At 72.1% G+C, this 19,884-nt stretch carries 18 protein-coding genes; 5 read left to right on the plus strand and 13 right to left on the minus strand.

Annotation, left to right across the window (positions count from 1 at the left end):
- Window positions 1-34: 34 nt before the first annotated feature.
- Genes ACZ4UU_RS35985 through ACZ4UU_RS35995 form a run of 3 tightly spaced genes read right to left on the minus strand, consistent with a single transcriptional unit; the run spans window position 35 to window position 3,529 of the window.
- Entirely contained in the window at window positions 35-880 is an 846-nt protein-coding gene (locus ACZ4UU_RS35985) for an alpha/beta fold hydrolase (RefSeq protein ID WP_471907598.1), read from the minus strand.
- A gap of 31 nt (window positions 881-911) precedes the next feature.
- On the minus strand, window positions 912-2,207 hold the full coding sequence (gene entS, locus ACZ4UU_RS35990; protein WP_471907599.1) for an enterobactin transporter EntS: 1,296 nt from the start codon (window positions 2,205-2,207) through the stop codon (window positions 912-914).
- Entirely contained in the window at window positions 2,204-3,529 is a 1,326-nt protein-coding gene (locus tag ACZ4UU_RS35995) for a salicylate synthase (RefSeq protein ID WP_471907600.1), read from the minus strand. The genes entS and ACZ4UU_RS35995 overlap by 4 nt, the downstream gene beginning before the upstream one ends.
- A gap of 148 nt (window positions 3,530-3,677) precedes the next feature.
- Between ACZ4UU_RS35995 and ACZ4UU_RS36000 the strand changes: the two genes are divergently transcribed.
- From ACZ4UU_RS36000 to ACZ4UU_RS36010, 3 genes are read left to right on the plus strand one after another with little or no spacing between them, the layout of a single operon-like run.
- A complete protein-coding gene (locus ACZ4UU_RS36000) occupies window positions 3,678-5,306 on the plus strand; it encodes a (2,3-dihydroxybenzoyl)adenylate synthase (RefSeq protein WP_471907601.1) in 1,629 nt (542 codons plus the stop codon).
- Window positions 5,296-6,369 carry a FecCD family ABC transporter permease gene (locus ACZ4UU_RS36005; protein WP_471907602.1) on the plus strand — a complete coding sequence of 358 codons (1,074 nt, stop codon included), beginning with the start codon at window positions 5,296-5,298 and terminating at the stop codon, window positions 6,367-6,369. The genes ACZ4UU_RS36000 and ACZ4UU_RS36005 overlap by 11 nt, the downstream gene beginning before the upstream one ends.
- Window positions 6,366-7,457 (plus strand): FecCD family ABC transporter permease, encoded by a 1,092-nt coding sequence (locus ACZ4UU_RS36010; protein ID WP_471907603.1) that lies wholly within the window; start codon window positions 6,366-6,368, stop codon window positions 7,455-7,457. The genes ACZ4UU_RS36005 and ACZ4UU_RS36010 overlap by 4 nt, the downstream gene beginning before the upstream one ends.
- A gap of 2 nt (window positions 7,458-7,459) precedes the next feature.
- Here ACZ4UU_RS36010 and ACZ4UU_RS36015 read toward each other — a convergent pair whose 3' ends face one another.
- The gene (locus tag ACZ4UU_RS36015) at window positions 7,460-8,449 is read right to left on the minus strand and encodes a hypothetical protein (protein WP_471907604.1); all 990 of its coding nucleotides are present in this window, start codon (window positions 8,447-8,449) and stop codon (window positions 7,460-7,462) included.
- A 188-nt stretch (window positions 8,450-8,637) separates the two neighbouring features.
- Between ACZ4UU_RS36015 and ACZ4UU_RS36020 the strand changes: the two genes are divergently transcribed.
- Window positions 8,638-8,853 (plus strand): heavy-metal-associated domain-containing protein, encoded by a 216-nt coding sequence (locus ACZ4UU_RS36020; RefSeq protein ID WP_471907605.1) that lies wholly within the window; start codon window positions 8,638-8,640, stop codon window positions 8,851-8,853.
- A 67-nt stretch (window positions 8,854-8,920) separates the two neighbouring features.
- The gene (locus ACZ4UU_RS36025) at window positions 8,921-11,230 is read left to right on the plus strand and encodes a heavy metal translocating P-type ATPase (protein WP_471907606.1); all 2,310 of its coding nucleotides are present in this window, start codon (window positions 8,921-8,923) and stop codon (window positions 11,228-11,230) included.
- Window positions 11,231-11,287: 57 nt separating this feature from the next.
- Here the strand turns inward: ACZ4UU_RS36025 and ACZ4UU_RS36030 are convergent, their stop codons facing one another.
- The 9 genes from ACZ4UU_RS36030 to ACZ4UU_RS36070 all read right to left on the minus strand — a co-directional run bounded on the left by ACZ4UU_RS36030 (window position 11,288) and on the right by ACZ4UU_RS36070 (window position 19,882).
- The gene (locus ACZ4UU_RS36030; RefSeq protein ID WP_471907607.1) at window positions 11,288-11,740 is read right to left on the minus strand and encodes a phospholipase; all 453 of its coding nucleotides are present in this window, start codon (window positions 11,738-11,740) and stop codon (window positions 11,288-11,290) included.
- Between the two features lie 105 nt (window positions 11,741-11,845).
- On the minus strand, window positions 11,846-12,436 hold the full coding sequence (locus ACZ4UU_RS36035; RefSeq protein WP_471907608.1) for a hypothetical protein: 591 nt from the start codon (window positions 12,434-12,436) through the stop codon (window positions 11,846-11,848).
- Window positions 12,437-12,441: 5 nt separating this feature from the next.
- Window positions 12,442-13,308 carry a carbohydrate ABC transporter permease gene (locus tag ACZ4UU_RS36040; protein WP_471907609.1) on the minus strand — a complete coding sequence of 289 codons (867 nt, stop codon included), beginning with the start codon at window positions 13,306-13,308 and terminating at the stop codon, window positions 12,442-12,444.
- Window positions 13,305-14,249, minus strand: coding sequence for a carbohydrate ABC transporter permease (locus ACZ4UU_RS36045; RefSeq protein ID WP_471907610.1), 945 nt, complete (start codon window positions 14,247-14,249; stop codon window positions 13,305-13,307). The genes ACZ4UU_RS36040 and ACZ4UU_RS36045 overlap by 4 nt, the downstream gene beginning before the upstream one ends.
- Window positions 14,246-15,529 (minus strand): ABC transporter substrate-binding protein, encoded by a 1,284-nt coding sequence (locus tag ACZ4UU_RS36050; protein WP_471907611.1) that lies wholly within the window; start codon window positions 15,527-15,529, stop codon window positions 14,246-14,248. The genes ACZ4UU_RS36045 and ACZ4UU_RS36050 overlap by 4 nt, the downstream gene beginning before the upstream one ends.
- A 71-nt stretch (window positions 15,530-15,600) precedes the next feature.
- Window positions 15,601-16,353: a cupin domain-containing protein gene (locus ACZ4UU_RS36055; protein WP_471907612.1), complete on the minus strand. Its 753-nt coding sequence runs from the start codon at window positions 16,351-16,353 to the stop codon at window positions 15,601-15,603.
- Window positions 16,347-17,264, minus strand: a complete 918-nt coding sequence (locus ACZ4UU_RS36060) for a DUF6807 domain-containing protein (protein WP_471907613.1) — start codon at window positions 17,262-17,264, stop codon at window positions 16,347-16,349. The genes ACZ4UU_RS36055 and ACZ4UU_RS36060 overlap by 7 nt, the downstream gene beginning before the upstream one ends.
- Window positions 17,261-18,376: a Gfo/Idh/MocA family protein gene (locus ACZ4UU_RS36065; RefSeq protein WP_471907614.1), complete on the minus strand. Its 1,116-nt coding sequence runs from the start codon at window positions 18,374-18,376 to the stop codon at window positions 17,261-17,263. Before ACZ4UU_RS36065 ends, ACZ4UU_RS36060 begins: the two co-directional genes overlap by 4 nt.
- 252 nt (window positions 18,377-18,628) lie before the next feature.
- On the minus strand, window positions 18,629-19,882 hold the full coding sequence (locus ACZ4UU_RS36070; RefSeq protein WP_471907615.1) for an ROK family transcriptional regulator: 1,254 nt from the start codon (window positions 19,880-19,882) through the stop codon (window positions 18,629-18,631).
- Between the last annotated feature and the right edge of the window lie 2 nt (window positions 19,883-19,884).

A 19,884-nucleotide genomic window follows, 5' to 3' on the forward strand; every position in this document is an offset into this window, starting at 1 on the left:
GACCCCCTGAGGAGACTACTTAGGTGAGGCTAACCTAATTCAAGACGCGCGGGTGGGGAAGGACGACCCCGGAAGAACGGTCACGGAAGAACTCCAGCAGCACCCGGTTCACTTCGTCGGGCCGCTCCAGGTACCCGTAGTGCCCGCAGCCCTTGATCTCCTGGTAGACGGCGCCGGGGACGGCTTCGGCGACCTCGCGCCCGAGATGCGGTGGCAGGATGACGTCGTCCGCGAAGCCGACGACCAGGCAGGGCACGTCGATCGCCCGGTACGCCGCGAGCCGGCCCTCCGGGACCTCCAGGTCCAGCTGGGCCCGGGCGCCGGGCCCGTCGGGCTGCGGTGAGAACTCGAAGAGCGCCAGCCAGTCCTGGATCCGCCGGTCGTCCTCCAGGGTGGCCGGGGACAGGCTCTGAAGGGCGCGGATCCAGGCGGAGTAGGCGGGCGGGAGCTCCGACTCGCTGTCGTACAGGGCGCGTTCGGCACGGGTCATCGCGGCGCGCAGTACGTCCGTACGGCCCCGGGTGGCCATCAGCACGCCCTGCCGGACGAGCCGGGGCCGGGCGAGCATCAGCTCCTGGACGACGTACGCACCCATGGAGACGCCGACGAACCGGCACGGCGCGAGGTCGAGGTGCTCGGCCAGGCCCGCAGTGTCGGCGACGAGGTCCCCGATGGTGAATCCTTCGGGGCACTCGTCGGTCGGGGGAATGCCGCGGTTGTCGAAGGTGACGGCCCGGTATCCGGCGTCGACCAGGGCCGGCACCTGGTGGAGGTGCCAGGCCCGGCCGGTGGCCCCCTGGCCCATCACCAGGACCACCGGCTCGCCCTCGCCGGTGTCCTCGTAGTGGAGCCGGATTCCGTTGATGCGCGCGCTCGGCATGGTTCTCCGCCCTGTCGTGGGGAGGCTTGCGTCAGTCGGCCGCCGGGGTGGCCTCGGCGGGCGCCGCCCGGTCGTCCCCGTCGGCGTCCGGAGGCCGGCTGAGCGTGGCCTTCCGCAGCCCCGGCATGGCCAGGGCCAGGGCGCCCACGCCCGCCAGACAGACCACTCCGCCGACCACCACGGCCCCGCTCGACGAGCCGAGCGCCCTGGCCACCAGGCCCGCCTCGACGTTGCCGACGGAGGGACCGGCGGTGGCCTGGGCCAGCCACAGGCTGCCGACGCGGCCCTGGAGCCGGTCCGGCGTGTAGTGCTGGAGCAGGGCCCGGCGCAGGATCTCCGAGGCGGTGTCCCCGAGTCCGGCCAGGGCGAGGAAGGCCAGCGCGAGCCACAGGTTCGGGCTGAGCCCGAAGCAGGTGATCGCCACGCCCCACACCGCGACCGCGCCGATCAGGGCCCGTCCGGTGTGGTGCACCCTGCCGGTCCAACCGCTGGTCAGCGCGCCGAAGAAGGAGCCCACGGCGGGCGCGGTGTAGAGCAGTCCGACGGTGGACGGGCCGCCGCCGAAGTGCTCGGTGCCGAGTTCGGGGAAGAGGGCGTAGGGCATCGCGAAGACCACCGCGCAGACGTCGATCAGCAGCAGTCCGGCCACGACCTGGTTGCCGCGCAGGAACCGCAGCCCCTCCCCCATCGCCTTCAGCGGGTGCTGCGCCTCGGCCGTTCCCTCTGGGGCGAGCCTGGGCAGGGGGGCGAGGAGAGCGAGCCCTACGACGTAGATGGCCGCGTCGATGGCGAAGCACCAGGCGACGCCGGGGCCGGCCGCGATGACGCCCGCGAGGGACGGTCCGATCATGCCGCCCAGCTGGGCGGTGAGGGTGGTCAGGGCGCCGGCGGCGGCCAGTTGCCCGGGGGTGACCAGGGCGGGCGTGGCCGCCATCAGGGCCGGACCACCCAGTCCGGCGGTGAAGCCCGCGAGCACGGCCGCCACGAAGACGAACCACACCTGCGGGTCGGGCAGCGCGGCGTTCACCGCGAGCCCCGCGATCACCACCGCGGTCGCGGCCCGGGTGACGAGCATGACCTTGCGCCGGTCGACCCGGTCGGCGAGCAGGCCGCCCGTGATCAGCCCGACCAGGAGGGACAGGCCCAACACCAGGCTCATCAGGCCGACTTGGACCGATGAGCCGGTGAGGTGGTAGATCTGCAGGCTGGCCGCCACCGAGGTGAGGTGGGTACCGACCATGGAGATCGCCTGGGTGGCGAAGATCAGTCTGAAGTCCCTGCTGGAACGCAACGGCGCTACGTCGACGACGACTTCTCCCAGCTTCACGCGCGCCCCTGCCTCTGCGCCGGGATGATGTACGGGGCGACGCTGCGGAGCTTCTCGCAGGTCTCCTCCAGCTCACGGGCCGGCGTCGACCCGGCGAGGATGCCGGCGCCGGCCCGCAGCCAGGTGCGGTCACCCTCCGCGAAGACGCTGCGCAGGACGAGTGCCGCGTCGAGGGCCCCGTCGCTGCCGGCCCGCAGCACCGCGCCGCTGTAGATGCCGCGCGGTTCCTTCTCCAGCCGGGCGATGCAGTCGTACGCGGGCGCCTTGGGGATACCGGAGGCGGTCACCGCGGGGAACACCGCGCGCAGGACGTCCCAGGCGGTGGCGGACTCGGCCAGCAGGCCGTGCACGCTGGAGCCGAGGTGCTGCACGCTGCCGCGCCGGCGGACCGTCATCAGGTCCCGCACGGAGACCGTGCCCGGCCGGCAGACGGTGGCCATCTCCTCCTCGGCGAGTTTGACCGACAGCACGTGTTCGGAGATCTCCTTGGGGTCGGCGAGGAGTTCGGCGCGCAGGCGCTCGTCCTCCTGCTCGCCGAAGCCGCGGGCGCGGGTGCCGGCGAGGGGCTGGGTGACGACCTCGCCGTCCGCGCCGACCTCGGCGACGGTCTCGGGGCTGAAGCCCGCGACCCGGCGCCCGCCGAGGTCCAACAGGAAGGAGCGGGCGGGGGTGTTGTGCGAGCGGCCGTGGACGTAGGTGGCGACGAAGTCGACCGGGAAGGGCACGTCCACGGTCCGCGAGAGGATGACCTTCTGGAGTTCGGTCGTCCGTATCTCCTCGATGGCCTGGGCCACCAGGTCCGGGTAGCGGCCCGCGCCGTCCGCGACCTCGACGGGGCGGGACACGGCGGTGCGTCCGGCGGGGACGCGGCCCAGTAACCCGGTCAGCGCCTCCAGCGTCTCCTGGTCCGCGCTGCGGATGAGGGCGCCCTGCCGGCCGAGCCTCACTTCACTGTGCGGGACGATCAGATGGAGCAGTTCGTCGTCGCCGGCCCGGTCGGGGCGGCCGGCGTGGAGGTGGGAGAACTCGAACGCCATCCAGCCGTAGGCGTTCCAGCCCTCGGCGGCCATCCGGTTCAGCTCCTCATGGACCTGGCGCAGCGGGTGCGGCCCGAGTGGGGCCGCGCTCTCCTCGTCCAGCCATCGGCGGCGGATCCCGGAGCGGTCGACCAGGATCTCGCCGAGCGCCCCGCCGGCGAACCAGAAGTCGCCGTTCTGTTCGTAGATCACGTACTGGTCGAACAAGCCCGACTCCGCCAGCTCTGCCGCCAACTGGACGGGGTCTCCCGGCAGTTCCGTCTCCGCGCTCCGATAACGCAGCAAGGACCTACCTCCCTGGACTTAGGTTAACCTAACCTAATTCACCAAGACCCTAGCCTCCACAGCGCGGTGCCGTCCAGATCACACCCCCAGGCTTGACCCCGATGAATCATTAGGCAAGCCTTTCCTAAACAGCAGGCGGGAGTTGAGGATGCTCGACGGTTGGGTGCCCTGGCCGGAGCCGTTGGCCGAGAAGTACCGCGCAGAGGGCTACTGGGAAGGCCGGCCGCTGGACCGGCTGCTGAGGGACGGCGCCGAGCGGGCGCCGGGGCGGACCGCCCTCGTCGATGCCGACGGCAATCGATGGACGTACGCCGAACTCGATCTGCGCGCCGACCGGACGGCGGCGGGACTGCGGCGGCTCGGCATCGGGGCCGGCGACCGAGTGATCGTCCAACTGCCCAACACCGACGCGTTCGTGGTGCTGTTCTTCGCGTTGCTGAGGGCGGGCGCGATACCGGTGCTCACGCTGCCCGCGCACCGCGAGAGCGAGATCGCGCATGTCGCCGAGGTGTCCGGCGCGACGGCGTACGCGATCCCGGACCTGCACGACGGCTTCGACCACCGGGTGCTGGCCCGGGCGCTGCGCAAGACCGTCCCCGGGGTCGAGCACGTCCTCGTGGCGGGCGAGGCCGCCGAGTTCACCGCGCTCGCCGACCTCGACGCCGATCCGGTCCCGCTGCCCGTCCCCGACTCCGGGGACGTGGCCGTACTGCTGCTGTCCGGCGGCACGACCGGCAAGCCGAAGCTGATCCCGCGCACCCACGACGACTACGCCTACAACGTCCGCGCGAGCGCCGAGGTCTGCGGCTTCGACCGCGACACCGTCTATCTGGTGGTGCTGCCGACCGCGCACAACTTCGCGCTGGCCTGCCCCGGTCTGCTCGGCACGCTGATGGCGGGCGGCACCGTGGTGCTCTCCCCCACGCCGAGCCCCGAGGACGCCTTCGCGCTGATCGAACGGGAGAAGGTCACCGCCACCGCCGTGGTCCCGCCGATCGCGTTGCTGTGGCTGGACGCGGTGGAGTGGGAGGAGGCCGACCTCTCCTCGCTGGGCCTGCTCCAGGTCGGCGGCTCCAAGCTGGGCGCCGAGCCCGCCGCCCGGGTCGCACCGGCCCTCGGCTGCACGCTCCAGCAGGTGTTCGGCATGGCCGAGGGCCTCCTCAACTACACCCGGCTCGACGACCCGCCCGAGCTGGTGATCGGCACCCAGGGCCGCCCGCTGTCCCCCGCCGACGAGGTGCGCGTGGTCGACGAGGACGACCACGACGTACCGCCGGGCGAGAGCGGCGAGTTGCTCACCCGCGGCCCCTACACGCTGCGCGGCTACTACCGCGCCGCCGAGCACAACACCCGCGCCTTCACCACCGACGGCTACTACCGCACCGGCGACCTGGTCCGCGTCCTGCCCTCCGGGCATCTGGTCGTCGAGGGCCGGGCCAAGGACCAGATCAACCGGGGCGGCGACAAGATCTCCGCCGAGGAGCTGGAGAACCACATCCTCGCCCACCCCGGCGTGCACGACGCGGCCGTGGTCGGCATGCCCGACGAGACGATGGGCGAGCGCACCTGCGCCTACCTCGTCCCGCGCGGACAGGCCCCGGGCCAGCGGGAGTTGGCCGCGTTCCTCACCGAGCGCGGGGTCGCCGCGTACAAGCTGCCCGACCGGGTGGAGGTCGTCGAGGCCTTTCCCCGCACCTCGGTAGGCAAGATCGACAAGAAGGCGCTCGGCCGGCTGATCGCCGAACACCTCCGCGCGGAGGGCATCGGTGGCAACTGAGGCCGGCTCGACCCCTCTTGTACGTACGGACAGGACGAGCAAGCAGTCCAGGCAGTCCCCCGGGCGCCGCAACTCGACCCGCACGCTGGCCGTGCTCGGCGCCCTGCTCCTGCTGATCACCGCCGCGACGCTCAGCCTCGCGGTCGGCTCGCGCGCCCTGTCGCCGGGCGCCGTGTGGGACGCGCTGCTGCACGACGACGGATCGACCGCGGCCTCCGTCATCTGGGACGTCCGCGTGCCGCGCACCCTGGCGGGCATCGCCGCCGGGGCGGCTCTCGGTGTCGCGGGCGCGCTCATCCAGGCCCTCACCCGCAACCCGCTGGCCGACCCGGGGCTGCTCGGCATCAACGCGGGCGCCGCCACCGGCGTGGTGCTGTCCATCACGGCTCTCGGCATCACGAGCCTGTGGGCTTCGGTGTGGTTCGCCATGCTGGGCGCCGTGGTGGCGGGTCTGCTGGTGTACTCGCTGGCCTCGGGCGGTCGCGGCGGCGCCACCCCGGAGCGGCTCGCTCTCGGCGGTGCGGTGATCGCGGCCGTGTTCACCGGCATCAGCCAGACCCTGATGCTGCTGGACGCCCAGGCGCTGGACCAGTTGCGGTTCTGGAGCGTGGGTTCGCTCGCCCGCGCCGACGACGAGACCCTGACGACGATCACGCCGTTCGTCGCCGTGGGCCTCGTCCTCGCGCTGGCGCTGGTGCGTCCGTTGAACGCGCTCGCGCTGGGCGACGACGGCGCCCGGGCGCTGGGCGCGCACGTGGACCGCACCCGCTTCCTCGGCCTCGCGGCCATGACGCTGCTGTGCGGCGCGGCGACCTCGGCCGTCGGGCCGCTGGTCTTCGTCGGCCTCGCCGTCCCGCACATCGCCCGGATGATCGCCGGAGCCGACCAGCGCTGGACGATGCCGCTGTCCATGCTCCTCGCACCCGCCCTGCTGCTCTTCGCCGACGTGCTCGGCCGGGTCGCCGTGCGCCCCGACGAACTCGACGCCGGCGTGGTCACCGCCGTGGTCGGCGCCCCGGTGTTCATCGCCCTGGTCCGCTACCGCAGGGCGGTGACGGCATGACGCCCCAGGCACCGCCCCAGGCACCGACGCGGACCACCGGCCGCTCACGCACCCGCTCGCATGTCGTACGAAGCCGCTCGCACCGTTTCTCCCTACGGTTCGACGTGCGCGCGGTGACCGTCTGCGTCCTCGTGCTGGCCGCCACCGCCGGAGTCGGCGTCCTCGCGCTCGGCACCGGCGAGTACTCCATCTCCCCGCCCGACGTGATCCGCACCCTGCTGGGCAACGGCAGCCCGCGCACCGACTTCGTGGTCAACGACCTCAGACTGCCCCGTCTGCTGACCGGCATCCTCGTCGGCGCCGCGCTCGGGCTGAGCGGGGCCCTCTTCCAGAGCCTGACCCGAAATCCGCTGGGCAGCCCCGACATCGTCGGCTTCACCTACGGCTCCGCCACCGGGGGCCTGCTGGTGGTGCTGCTCGTCGGCGGCACCGGTGGTCAGATCGCCGTCGGCGCGGTCGGCGGAGGCCTCGTGACCGCCGTCCTCGTCTATCTGCTGGCGTGGCGGCAGGGCATCCACGGCTACCGGCTCGTGCTGGTCGGCATCGGGGTGAGCGCCCTCCTCCAGGGAGTGAACGCCTACCTCCTCGCCAAGGCCCGCTTCACCCAGGCCGCGCAGGCGATGGTCTGGCTCAACGGCAGCCTCAACGGCCGGGGTTGGGCGGACGTACGTCCCGCCGCCCTCGGTCTCCTCGTCGTCCTCCCCCTGGTCGCGCTCGCCGCGAGCCGACTGAAGATCCTGGAGATGGGCGACGACGTCGCGGGCGGCCTCGGCGTCCCGGTCCAGCGCACCCGGCTGGTCGTCCTGGTCCTGGCCACGGCCGCCTGCGCGGTGGCCACCGCCGCGGCCGGCCCCATCCCCTTCGTGGCCCTCATCGCCCCCCAGCTCTCCCGCCGCCTCACCCGGTCCCCCGGCCCCAACCTCCTCGCGGCCACCTGCACCGGCGCCCTCCTCGTGGTCACCGCGGACTTCGCGTCCCAGCGCATCCACGAGTCGGCCCAGCTGCCGGTCGGCGTGGTGACCGCGGTGGTCGGCGGCGTGTACCTGGGGGTGCTGCTGCGGAGGCAGCGGCGGGCCGGGCGGATCTGAGGTCAGTGACCGTGACCGGGCTCGCCCTCGTGCTCCCCTGAGGACGAGCCCGAGGGCGCGTCCGAAGGCGCCTGTCCGGTGGCCGTCGCCGCGCCCGCCCGGACCGTGAACGCGGCCGTGTGCACCTGGCCCTCGTGCTTGAAGTCGAGGAACAGCCGGTACGTGCCGCTGCTCGGTGCCGTCGCCGTGAACGAGATCTCCGGGCCGGGCCTGGTCGTGCCGTCGCCGGGTTCGCCGTTCGGGTGGACGTGGAGGTAGGCGAGGTCGCCGGAGCGCAGGGCGACCAGGTGGCCGTAGGCGCCGAGATAGGGCTGGAGGTTGGTCACGGGCTGTCCGTCCCGCGAGACCTTCAGCTTCAGTTCGCTCTCCTTGCCGGGGCGCAGGCCGCCGTCCAGTCGGACGTCGTAGCCGTCGATCCGGGCGGTGGTGTTCGGTGTGGGCAGTCGCTGCGGCTCGTAGGTGCCGGAGGCTGCCAGGTCGGCGCCGAGGGTGAGGTTCTCGGCGTCCTTCTTCGCCGGGGTGAAGTCGGCGAAGACGCGGTAGCCGCCCGCGCGGGGCAGGTCCACGGGGATGCTCCAGGTGCCGTCGGCGGCGCGCGTGGGGTGCAGATGGCGGTAGGTGCCCAGGTCGCGGGAGGCCACGATGAGGTGGAGCTCCTTGTCGTGCTCGCGCCGGTAGGCGGTGACGGCGCGGCCGTCGTCGTCGCGGATGACGAAGCTCAGGTCGGTGCGCCGGCCCGCCGTGACGCGCTGGGTGCGCAGGTCGAGGGTGTAGCCGCTCTGGGAGATCTCCAGCCCGCCGGCCGGCTCGGTCTCGTGTCCGCCGTGGCCGGGGCCTTCCTCCGGTTCCGGTGACGCCTCGCTGTGGTTCTGGTGGCGGGCGGGCGCGGGGTCCTCGACGACGGGGTCGACGGCCTCGCCCACGCCGTAGGCGGTGCCGAAGGTCGCGGCCAGTGCCGCGGCGAACGCGGCGATCCTCAGTCCGGCATGCATGGCGGTCTCCTGCGGGTCGGTCTCCAGGTATGGTTCTTCACTGCACTTCACCATACCCCTGGGGGGTATGAAGTCAACCCGGATCAGCACTTGCCTTGCCTACCCCCTGGGGGTATACATGGACACCGGAAAGGATACCCCTACCCCGTATCCTGGTCGACCGCGGCCCCACTCGTCAGGAGGAACCCATGTCCATCACCACGTACGCCGTCTCCGGAATGAGCTGCGGCCACTGCAAGGCCACCCTCACCAAGGCCATCGGCGAGCTCGACGGAGTCACCGAGGTCGGCGTCGATCTCGCGACCGGCCAGGTCACCGTCACCAGCGCCGCCGAGCCCGACGACACCCTGATCGCCGAGGTCGTCGACGAGGCCGGCTACGAGCTGACCGGCCGCGCCGCCTGACCCGCACCCGACCCCGTAGGAGCCCGACCACGCCCGGCTCCGCCCGCACCCCGCACCAGGAGCAGTGATGACCACCACCGCGTCCCACCCCACGGCCGAGGTAGAGCTCGCCATCGGCGGCATGACCTGCGCCTCGTGCGCGGCGCGCATCGAGAAGAAGCTGAACCGCATGGACGGCGTGACCGCCACGGTCAACTACGCCACCGAGAAAGCGAAGGTCAGCTACGGCGACGAGGTCTCCGTCCAGGATCTGATCGCCACCGTCGAGGCGACCGGGTACACCGCGCAGCAGCCCGCGCCGCCCGTGCGGGACGCGAAGGACGCCCGGGACACGCCCCGAAGTGACGGCGGGCACGATGAACTGCGGTCGCTGCGGGAGCGGTTGATCACCGCCGTCGCGCTCGCCGTGCCGGTCGTCGCGATGGCGATGATCCCGGCGCTCCAGTTCGAGTACTGGCAGTGGCTGTCGCTCACGCTGGCGGCGCCCGTCGTGACGTATGCCGCCTGGCCCTTCCACAGGGCGGCGTTCACCAATCTGCGGCACGGCGCCGCCACCATGGACACGCTGATCTCGGTCGGCACGTCCGCCGCGTTCCTGTGGTCGCTGTGGGCGCTGTTCCTCGGCACGGCGGGCGAGCCCGGCATGACGCACCCCTTCGAGCTGACGATCTCCCGCGGCGACGGCTCCGGGAACATCTATCTGGAGGCGGCCGCCGGAGTCACCGCCTTCATCCTGGCCGGGCGCTATTTCGAGGCCCGTTCCAAGCGCAAGGCGGGCGCCGCGCTGAAGGCGCTGATGGAACTGGGCGCCAAGGACGTCACCGTGCTGGGCGCGGACGGCGGTGAACGGACCATACCGGTCTCGGAGTTGAAGGTCGGCGACCGCTTCCTGGTCCGCCCCGGCGAGAAGATCGCCACCGACGGCACGGTGGTCGAGGGCTCGTCGGCCGTGGACGCGTCGATGCTCACCGGAGAGTCCGTGCCGGTCGAGGTCGCCCAGGGCGACGCGGTCACCGGCGCCACGCTCAACGCGGGCGGCCGTCTCGTCGTCGTGGCAACCCGGGTCGGCGCCGACACCCAACTCGCCCGGATGGCCAAGCTGGTGGAGGACGCGCAGAACGGCAAGGCGGCGGCGCAGCGGCTCGCTGACCGGATCTCCGCCGTGTTCGTGCCGGTCGTGATCGTCCTCGCGCTGGGCACCCTGGGCTTCTGGCTCGGCAACGGCGCCGGGCCGGCGGCCGCCTTCACCGCCGCGGTCGCCGTACTGATCATCGCCTGCCCGTGCGCCCTGGGGCTGGCCACGCCGACCGCGCTGCTGGTGGGCACCGGGCGGGGTGCGCAGCTCGGCATCCTGATCAAGGGGCCGGAGGTGCTGGAGTCCACGCGCGAGGTCGACACGATCGTCCTCGACAAGACGGGCACGGTGACCACCGGCCGGATGACGCTGCTCGCCGTGCACACGGGCGACAACGCCGAGGAGGGCGAAGTCCTGCGGCTCGCCGGGGCGTTGGAACACGCCTCCGAGCACCCGATCGCCCGTGCCGTGGCCGACGGGGCACTGGAGAAGCTGGGTTCGCTGCCGACGCCGGAGGACTTCGCGAACGTGCCCGGTCTCGGGGTGCAGGGCGTGGTGGACGGGCACGCGGTGCTGGTGGGCCGGGAGCGGCTCCTGGCGATGGGGGTCCCCCCGCTCGAGGGAAGCCGAGAGTGGGGGAGGGCCATGGAACTGCCGGAGCAGCTCGCGCACGCAAAGTCCGACGCCGAGGCGGCCGGTCGTACCGCCATCGCGGTCGCCTGGGACGGCGAGGCGCGGGCGGTCCTGGAGGTGGCCGACGCGGTCAAGGAGACCAGTCCGGAGGCGATCCGGCGGCTGCGCGACCTCGGCCTCACCCCGATCCTGCTGACCGGCGACAACCGGGCCGTGGCCGAGTCCGTGGCCCGCGAGGTCGGCATCGCGCCGGAGCACGTCATCGCCGAGGTGCTGCCGCAGGACAAGGCGGATGTCGTCAAGCGGCTGCAGGGCGAGGGCCGTTCGGTGGCGATGGTCGGCGACGGCGTCAACGACGCGGCCGCGCTGGCCCAGGCCGACCTGGGGCTGGCCATGGGCACCGGCACGGACGCCGCGATCGAGGCGGGCGACCTCACCCTGGTGCGGGGCGACCTGCGCGTCGCGGCCGACGCCATCCGGCTCTCCCGCAGGACGCTCGGGACCATCCGGTCGAACCTGTTCTGGGCCTTCGCCTACAACGTCGCCGCCCTGCCGCTCGCCGCCGCCGGACTGCTCAACCCGATGATCGCCGGAGCGGCCATGGCCTTCTCGTCGGTGTTCGTGGTCGGCAACTCGCTGCGGCTGCGGTCGTTCCGGGCCGTCGACTGAATCCGCCGTACGAAGGGGGCGCCGCACCTGCGGCGCCCCCTTCCGTTCGCCGGCCTCTCAGCCGAAGGCTTTCACGGCCTGGTAATACGTCCATGCGGTGCTGTTGCAGGCGGTCTTCGTGCCCCCGCCGTAGCCCGCGCACACGCGCTTGAGGTCCTCGTAGAAGGCGCTGTCGAGGCGCGACTTGTTGGCGCTGAAGGTGCCCAGCGCCTTGTAGTTGCGGTAGCCGAAGTCGTGCCGGGCACAGGACGTGGAGAACGGGAAGCCGAAGGGGTTGTCGGGCGAGGAGGAGCAGTAGTCCGTGGACCAGTCGAAGCCGTAGGCGGACCAGGCGGACTGGTTGGCGCGGGCGGCGACCCAGGCGTTGTGGCTGGACGCGCTGGTCTGGGTCCAGCCGGCGAGGACCTGGGGCTTGTCGGCGGGTGCGGCCCCGGCGGCCGAGGCGGCGCCGAGGACCGTGCCGAGGGCCAGGGTCGAGGTGGTCAGTGCGGTGGCGAGTCTGCGGTGCATTCCACACCTCCATGAGACTGCGACCCGTCCGTCGGGTCGCAGGTTCATGACAAGATGATTGACGCGCCAACCATCCTTCACACCGCATGTACCTCAAATGCGCCCTTAACTCTTGGACATGCCGGTCCGTCGGACATGAACGGCAGTCAGCGCCAAGGCCAACGGACCCGGGGCCAGGAACGCGAGCGGCACCAGCATCCACGCGCACAGCACCGCCGTCGCCACCGCGAGCAGCACCAGTCCGCTGCCGCCCGGGTCCCGCACCGAGTCCCGGGCGGCCTGCCGCAGCGCCGCCGGCCAGTCGGTGAGCGACTCGGGGCGGGCGCAGGCCCCGAGGCCGACGACCAGGGCGGCCGCGCCGATGGCAGCAGCCGCCACCGCGAACAGCGGCGCCCCCGGCAGCCCCGCCCCGGCGAGCGCCAGATCGGCGGCGAGCAGCAGCGCGCCCAGGAGGGCGAGGGCGCCCGCCGCGAGGTCGCCGGGCCGCAGCCGCCGCCGTAGCAGCGCGAAGTACCGTCCGGCGGTCGCCGGTTGCCCCTCCCCGGCGCCCCGCAGCACCGCGCACGCTGTCGACAGCGCGGCCGGCGCCGTCACGAGGGGCAGGCATGCCACGGCCGTGGCGAGGCCGACGCTCAGCACGTCGGCGAACAGGGTCATCCGGGGCCCGAAGACCTCGCCCGGCTCACGTGTTCCCATGCCGTTCACCCCTTGAGCCCGGAGCTGGCCATGCCCTCCACCAGCAGCCGCTGGAAGGCGAGGAAGAACAGCACGATCGGCAGCAGCGCGATCACGGACAGCGCGAACATCGGGCCGAACGCCGAGGTGCTGGACGCGTCCACGAACGACCGCAGGGCGAGGGTCAGGGTGAACTTGTCCGGGTCGAAGAGATAGATGAGCTGGGTGAAGAAGTCGTTCCAGGTCCAGATGAAGGTGAAGATCGCCGTGGTGATCAGCGCGGGACGGGTGAGCGGCAGGACGACCTTGAAGAAGCTGCGGAAGGGACCGCAGCCGTCGATGCGGGCCGCCTCCTCCAGCTCCCGCGGCAGTCCGCGCATGAACTGGACGATGAGGAAGACGAAGAAGGCCTCCGTGGCGAGGAACTTCGGCAGGATCAGCGGCCAGTAGGTGTTCACCAGGCCGAGCTGGTTGAAGATGATGTACTGCGGGATCAGCACCGCGTGGTGCGGCAGCATGATCGTGGCGATCATGAAGGCGAACAGCGGCCCGCGGAAGCGGAAGCGCAGGCGCGCGAAGGCGTAGGCGGCGAGCGAGCAGCTGATGACGTTGCCGAGGACCGCGCCGCCCGCGATCAGCAGCGAGTTGCCGAGCAGCCGCCAGATGGACACGTCGTTGACGCCGTCCAGGGCCGTGGAGTAGTTCGACCACTCCAGATGGCTCGGCAGCAGGTCGAGGCTGGCGATGACCTCGTCGGCGGGCTTGAGGGAGGTCGCCAGCAGCCAGGCCAGCGGGTACAGCATGACCAGCAGCGCGGCCAGACAGCCGACGTGCAGGGCGATCCGGCCCCAGGCAACGGGCTTGCGCATGACGGGAGTTGTGGTACTGGTCATCGGTCCCCCTCGGAGGCGTAGAAGACCCAGGAGCGCGAGGTGCGGAACAGCACCGCGGTGACGGCGCCGATGACGAGCAGCAGCACCCAGGCCATCGCGGAGGCGTAGCCCATGTGGGAGGCGACGAAGCCGCGGTCGTAGAGGTAGAGGGTGTAGACGAGGGTCGAGTCGGCGGGGCCGCCCTTGCCCGCGCTCAGCGCGAAGGCCGGCGTGAAGACCTGGAAGGCCTGGATGGTCTGGAGCACGAGGTTGAAGAACAGCACCGGGGACAGCATCGGCACCGTGACGGACACGAACTGCCGCCACTTCCCGGCCCCGTCGACGGCCGCCGCCTCGTACAGCTCGCTCGGGATCTGCTGGAGCCCGGCGAGGAAGATGACCATGGGCGCTCCGAACTGCCACACCGTCAGCAGGGCCACGGCGAGCAGCGCCCAGCCGGGCTTGTTGACCCAGCCGCCGGTGCCGAGCAGGTTGTCCACGGTGCCGCCGTCGTTGAAGACGGCGCGCCAGACGAGGGCGATCGACATCGACGCGCCGAGCAGCGAGGGCGCGTAGAACGCGGAACGGTAGAAACCCTTGCCGCGTTTCATGGACTTCAGGGCGAGTGCGACGGCCAGCGCGAGGGCCAGTTGCAGGGGCACGGCGATGACGACGTAGGTCAGGGTGGTCACGACCGAGCGCCAGTAGCGCGGGTCCTCGGTGAACATCTGGACGTAGTTGCGCAGGCCGACCCAGCGCGGCGGGTCGAACAGGTCGTAGTCGGTGAAGGACAGGTACAGCGACACGGCCATCGGCAGCAGCGTCAGGACGATCGCGCCGAGCACCCACGGGGAGAGGAACACCCAGGCGGGGCCCTGGCTTTCGCGCTTGGGGCGGCGCTTCGGGGCGGTGGTGGCCCCCGGCTTCCTGGCGGCGGGCGCGGGGATGTCGGTGGTGGTCATGACCTCAGCTCCGCCTTCGCCTCGGTGACGTAGTTCTGGGCCGCCTCGCGGGGTGACATGCGCTCGTACGACACCTGGTCGTAGTCGCGCTGGAAGGTGGCCTGAAGGGCGTTGTCGCCGGAGGGCGGGGCCTGGGGCGGGTCCTTGAGTGTGCCTTCCAGGGAGGACTGGTAGTCGGCGATCGTCTTGTCGAAGTCCTTGAGCTGCGGCTCGGTCTCCTCGCGGATGGACTCGTTGACGGGGATACCGCGGGTGGCGCCGAGGATCTTCGCCGCCTGCTCGTCGTTGATGAGGAAGTCGACGAGCCGGGCGGCTTCCTTCGGATGACCGGTGGTGGCCCCGACTCCGAGGAACATCGACGGCTTGAAGTACTGGCCGGGGGTACCGTCCTCGCCGGACGGCATCGGGGCGAGTGCGACGCCGGTCGGTATGAGGGCGAGGAAACCGCTGGCCGGGGCGTCCCAGTTGGGGTCGGAGACGGCTTCGCCGCGGCCGAGCGGGGTGTTCTCGACGGAGCCGTCGAGCTGGGTGGTCTGCTCGGCGGGTGAGACGACGCCCTCGCGCCGGAGCTTGTCGGTGAAGGTCCACCAGCGGGTCAGGTCGTCGGCGGTGAAGCCGAGCCCGCCGTCCTTGGTGTAGAGGGACTTGCCCTGGCCGCGCAGCCAGACCTCGAAGCAGTCCTCGCTCTGGCCGGGGTCGGTGGAGCCGGGCTTGCCGGTCTTCTTCGCCAACGCGCGCATGGCGTCGGCCCATTCGCTCCAGGTCCAGCTCCGGCCCGGGAGCGGAACGCCGGACGCCTTCCACGCCTCGACGTCGTAGGCGACCGTCTCGGTGCCGCGGCCCTGCGGGATCGCGTACTGCGTGTCGTCCAGCCGGCCGGTGGCGAGCAGCCCCGGGTCGATCTCACCGGTGCGCAGTACGGCCTTCTGTTCGGCGAGGTCGAGCAGGACGCCGCCGGAGGCGTACTGGTCGATCTGCCGGTAGTCGAGCTGCATCACGTCGGGCGCGTCGCCGCCCGAGGCCTGGACGGCGAGCTTCTGTTTGTAGGCCTCGTAGGACGAGAACGACGTCCGCACCTGGATGTCCGGGTGCTGTTTCTCGAACAGGGCGACGGCCTGCTCGGTGCGTTCCGCGCGGTCGGGGTTGCCCCACCACGTGTAGCGCAGCACGACCTTGCCGCCGCCGACCGACTCCCCGGATCCTCCACAGCCGGCCAGCATCGCGCAGAGCACGAGTGCGGCGGCCGACGCGCAGAACCCCTTTGTCCTGTGTCCGGGCATGCCGAGGTCACCTCTTCTCTCCTCGGTCCTTCTGTTGGCCCCCCTCGGCCCCCCTCGCTCCTCTGGGCGAGCTACTCGCTTTGGTACGGCAGCGTGACCCCGGGCAGGTTGTACTCGTCCCGGCGGCCGCACATCCCGAACCCGCCGAGCCTGGTGGGCCCGGCCTCGTGCGCGGTCGCGTCGACGAGATACGCCGGCTCGCCCGCCTCCAGCGCGTCGAGCTGGGCGCCCGTGCGCTCAGCCGTGGCCAGCGCGCCCGCCCGCCACAGCTCCCGCCAGTTCGGCACCTTGGCCCGCACCAGCCGGGCCGCGGCCCGCTGGAACTCCAGATACGGGCCGCTGTCACCGGCGACGAGCGCCTCGCGCAGGGCGAGATAGCCCTCGACGGCGAGGTCCCTGCGGCGGCGCGCGGCAGCCGCCGTCTCCGGGCCGGTGCCGGGTGGCAGGGTCGCCACCGCCGCATACCGCTCCGGATCCGCGAGCACCTCGGGCGGGAAGGTGAACACCGCGTCCCCGGCCTCGGGCAGCCCGCTGTTCTGCATCAGCACGGTGATGCGCAGATCACCGCCCTGCACCATCCGGTGCACGGTCCCGGGCGTGAACCAGGCGACCGAGCCCGGCTCCAGGGGGATGTCCCGGTAGCCGTCGGGGCTCAGCGTCTGCACGGCACCCCGGCCGCCCGTGACGACGTATGCCTCCGTGCAGACCAGATGGAGATGCGGGCTGCCGCCGCAGACGCCGTCGGCGGCCTCCCAGTCGTAGGCGCTGAGGTGGGACAGGCCGACGGCGCCGGGCAGCGGGTGGGGCAGGTTCGGCTTCACCACGGCAGTCCCTCCAGGTGGGCGGCCACCTGCTCCCGGTCCCAGGCCCCGTCGGCGAACACGACGCGGTAGCGGTAGCTGAAGGACTCGCCCGGCGGCAGCGCGAACTCCTCGAAGAACGCCCAGGAGAACGCGACCGTGGGGATCGGTTCGGAGCGCACGAACCAGTGGGACTCGTGGACGGCGTCCGCGTTCTCGGGCGCGTGCGCGAACACGAGCGTGGAGTGGCCGTCGATGTCGTCGTGCTCGGTGGTGAAGGCGAGCCACGGTCCCTGACTGCCCATCAACTTGTCGGCGTCGGCGTCGGATTCCGGTGCGAAGGCGGTTCCGCCGGTGAAGTCGCGCGGGCCGCGCCACTGGAGGCCGGTGTAACCGGCCAGCTCCCGGCCCTCGGTGGTCGGGGACCCGAACCGCAGGGCCTCGGCACGGACGTTGGTGAGTTCGATCGACCAGTCCAGCGCCCAGGCGCCGGCCTCCTCGTCCACCGAGTGGACGGTCAGCCCGCGCAGCTCGCGCGCCCACTCCGCGCCGCCGTGCTCCACCCAGGTGAGCTCCTCGGTGAACGCGAGCCGGTCGTCCTCGACCGTGAACTCGCCGAAGCCGTCGTGCCGCATGGAGCCGACCCGCTCGGGCAGGGGCAGGTAACCCTGGCCGTGGACATAGCAGTTGCCGCCCCAGAAGTTCTGCCCGGACAGATGACTCGCCGTCATCTGCAGGCCCTTGTGCCAGCGGTGGTCGCTCGGCCGGTAGCCGGTCACGGTGTGTCCGGCGAGGGTGCGCACGGGGTGGGCGTACGGCTTGCGGGACTCGAAGGCCTCCGGGTCGGGGCGGTAGACGTACCGCAGGATCTCGGTGCCGTTCGCGGCCGTGACGGCGACGTGGTCGCCGTGCGCGTGGGTGACGCGGATGCTCATGCGCGCTCCTTGGGGGCCCAGTGGGGGTGGTCTCCGTGCATGGCCGGGTAGAAGGGGTCGCCGGGCCGGATCTCCCCCGCGTGCACCGGGCTGCCGGTGAAGGCGGCCTTGTAGAGGGCGGCGGCGAAGTCGAGGGTGGCCCGGGCGTCGGGGCCGCTGCCCGGGGGCCGGACACCGTTGTCGTGGGCGTCGAGGAGGGCGCCGAGCTGTGCCGTGTGCGAGCTGGGCAGGTCCGCGGCGGGGGTGCGCCAGGCGGTGGCACGCTCGGAGGGGACGTGCGGGGCGGGGGTGTAGACCCAGTCGTCGTTGCGGTGGCCGTACAGGTGGGTGAGTTCGACCGTGGCGTCGGCGCAGTCGACGCGGATGCGGCTCACCTCGTGTGGGGAGAGGACGCTGTTGACGACGGTGGCGAGGGCGCCGTTCTCGAACCGGACGAGGGCCGTGGAGACGTCCTCGCTCTCGGTGTCATGGACCAGGCGCGCGGCCATGGCCCGGATCTCCGCCCACGGCCCGAGCAGATGCAGCAGCAGGTCGAACTGGTGGATGCCGTGGCCCATCGTCGGCCCGCCGCCCTCGGTGGCCCAGCGTCCGCGCCACGGCACCGCGTAGTACGCGGCGTCGCGGTGCCAGGTCGTCTGGCAGTGCGCGACCAGCGGGGCGCCCAGCTCACCGCTCGCGATCAGCTCGCGGGCGTGCACGGCGCCGGAGCCGTAGCGGTGCTGGAAGACGACCGAGGCGTACGCGCCCGACGCCTCCTCGGCCGCCGCGATGTCGTCGTACTCGGCGAGGGACAGGCACAGCGGCTTCTCGCACAGCACCCAGGCGCCCGCCTTGAGCGCGGCGACCGTCTGCTCCCGGTGCAGGGAGGGAGGCGTGCCGATCAGGACCAGGTCGGGGCGTACGGCGTCCAGCATGGCGTCCGTCGAGGTGTACCCGGCGACGTCCGCGCCCGCGAGCTCCCGGAAGGCGTCCAGCCGGGCCTGGTCCACGTCGACGGCGGCGACCAGCTCCACGCGGTCCGCGTGGTGTCTCAGGGCGGAGAGATGGCTGCCGCTGACGATGGCGCCGGTGCCGATCACGGCGACGCGACGGCGGGCAGGGCGTGGGGACATGCAGTTCTCCTCGGACGGCCGGCGGACAGCCCGCTCAGAAAGCGCTTGCACTTCGAGGGCGACCCTAGGCAGGGAGCGAATGTCAGGACAACCCCTCTGCGGCGACATGAGCAAAGCCTGACTGTTCGGCTCGGCTCACCCCCGGCACGCTCCCCTTCCGGGCGGGCACTCAAACGGGATGAAGATCACGAACGGTCGAGGAGCGGCGGGGTGGCGTGCCCCGGTACGGCGGCGGGCCGTCGGGCGGGCGCGTCAGCCGATCGGCTCGGCGGTCTCGGCAGCAGGCTGCGGCCGGGTCCTGGCCTGGCTGACCAGGCCGAGCCGGGCCAGGAACTGCTCCAGGGTGAAGGCGGCCATGCCCAGGCCCACGGAGTTTCCGGGCACCTCGGACACCTCGACGGTCAGACCGGGCAGGGAACCCGGCAGCACATGACGGGGCAGTTCGTCCCGTACGGCGGGGACCAGCCACGGGGCCAGCATCATGGGCAGCCAGCCGGTGAGCGTCACCTTCGGGACGTTGAGCAGATTGACGAGGTCGCCGAGGGCGGCGGCGAGACAGCGGCCGGTGCGCCGGACGAGCTCGCGCAGCACCGGGTCCCCCGCGGTCAGACCGGCGGCGACGGACGCGACGAAGTCCCGCTGCCCGGGCTGTCCCAGCGCCGGATGGGACGGGTCGATCTCGGCCAGCGTCGTCTCCAGGCCGGGAGCGCCGACGTACGCCTCCACGCACCCGCGTCGGCCGCAGCGGCACGGGCGGCCGTCCAGCATCAGGAGAGTGTGTCCCCATTCGCCGGCGTTGTTGGTGATGCCGCGGACCAGGGTGCCCTCGATGGCGATGCCGGCTCCGGCTCCGGTGCCGATGTTGACCACGGCCATGCTGTCGACGACGCGTCCGACGCCGAACCACATCTCGGACAGGATCGCCGCCTTGAGCGGGTTGTCGACGTACACCGGCAACCGCAGCCGCTCGGCCAGCAGTTCCTCGATGTGGACGTCGTGCCAGTTCCAGTTCGGCGCGAAGACGGAGACCCCGGCGTCGTGCTGCACATGGCCCGGCATGCTGACCCCGACTCCCACGATCCGCTCGCGCCCGGTCCCGTCCGCGTCCAGGGCGGACTCGATCGCGCCGACGATGCCGTCGACGACGTACGGCTGATCGTTCTGGTGCTCGTCGAGGGACACCTCGTGCCGTGCGAGGACGCCGAGCGCGAGGTCGTACACCGTGGCGTCCACGTAGGTCTCGGCGACGTCGACACCGACGATGCGGCCGCGGTCCGGGTTGATCGTGAGCCGTTCGTACGGCCGTCCCACGGCGTTGCGCTCCACGGCGGCGATGTGCAGGACGCCCTCCGCCAGGAATCCGCCGACCAGCGTCGTCACGGTGGCCTGACTGAGGCCCGTGTGCCGGGCGAGTTCCTGGCGGGAGGACGGTCCGAGGTCGAACAGTGCGTGCAGCACCTCGAAACGGTTCTCGCTGCGGACGTCTCGGGCCGTGTGCCGGGCCACCG

This window comes from Streptomyces sp. NPDC028907, assembly GCF_055564995.1.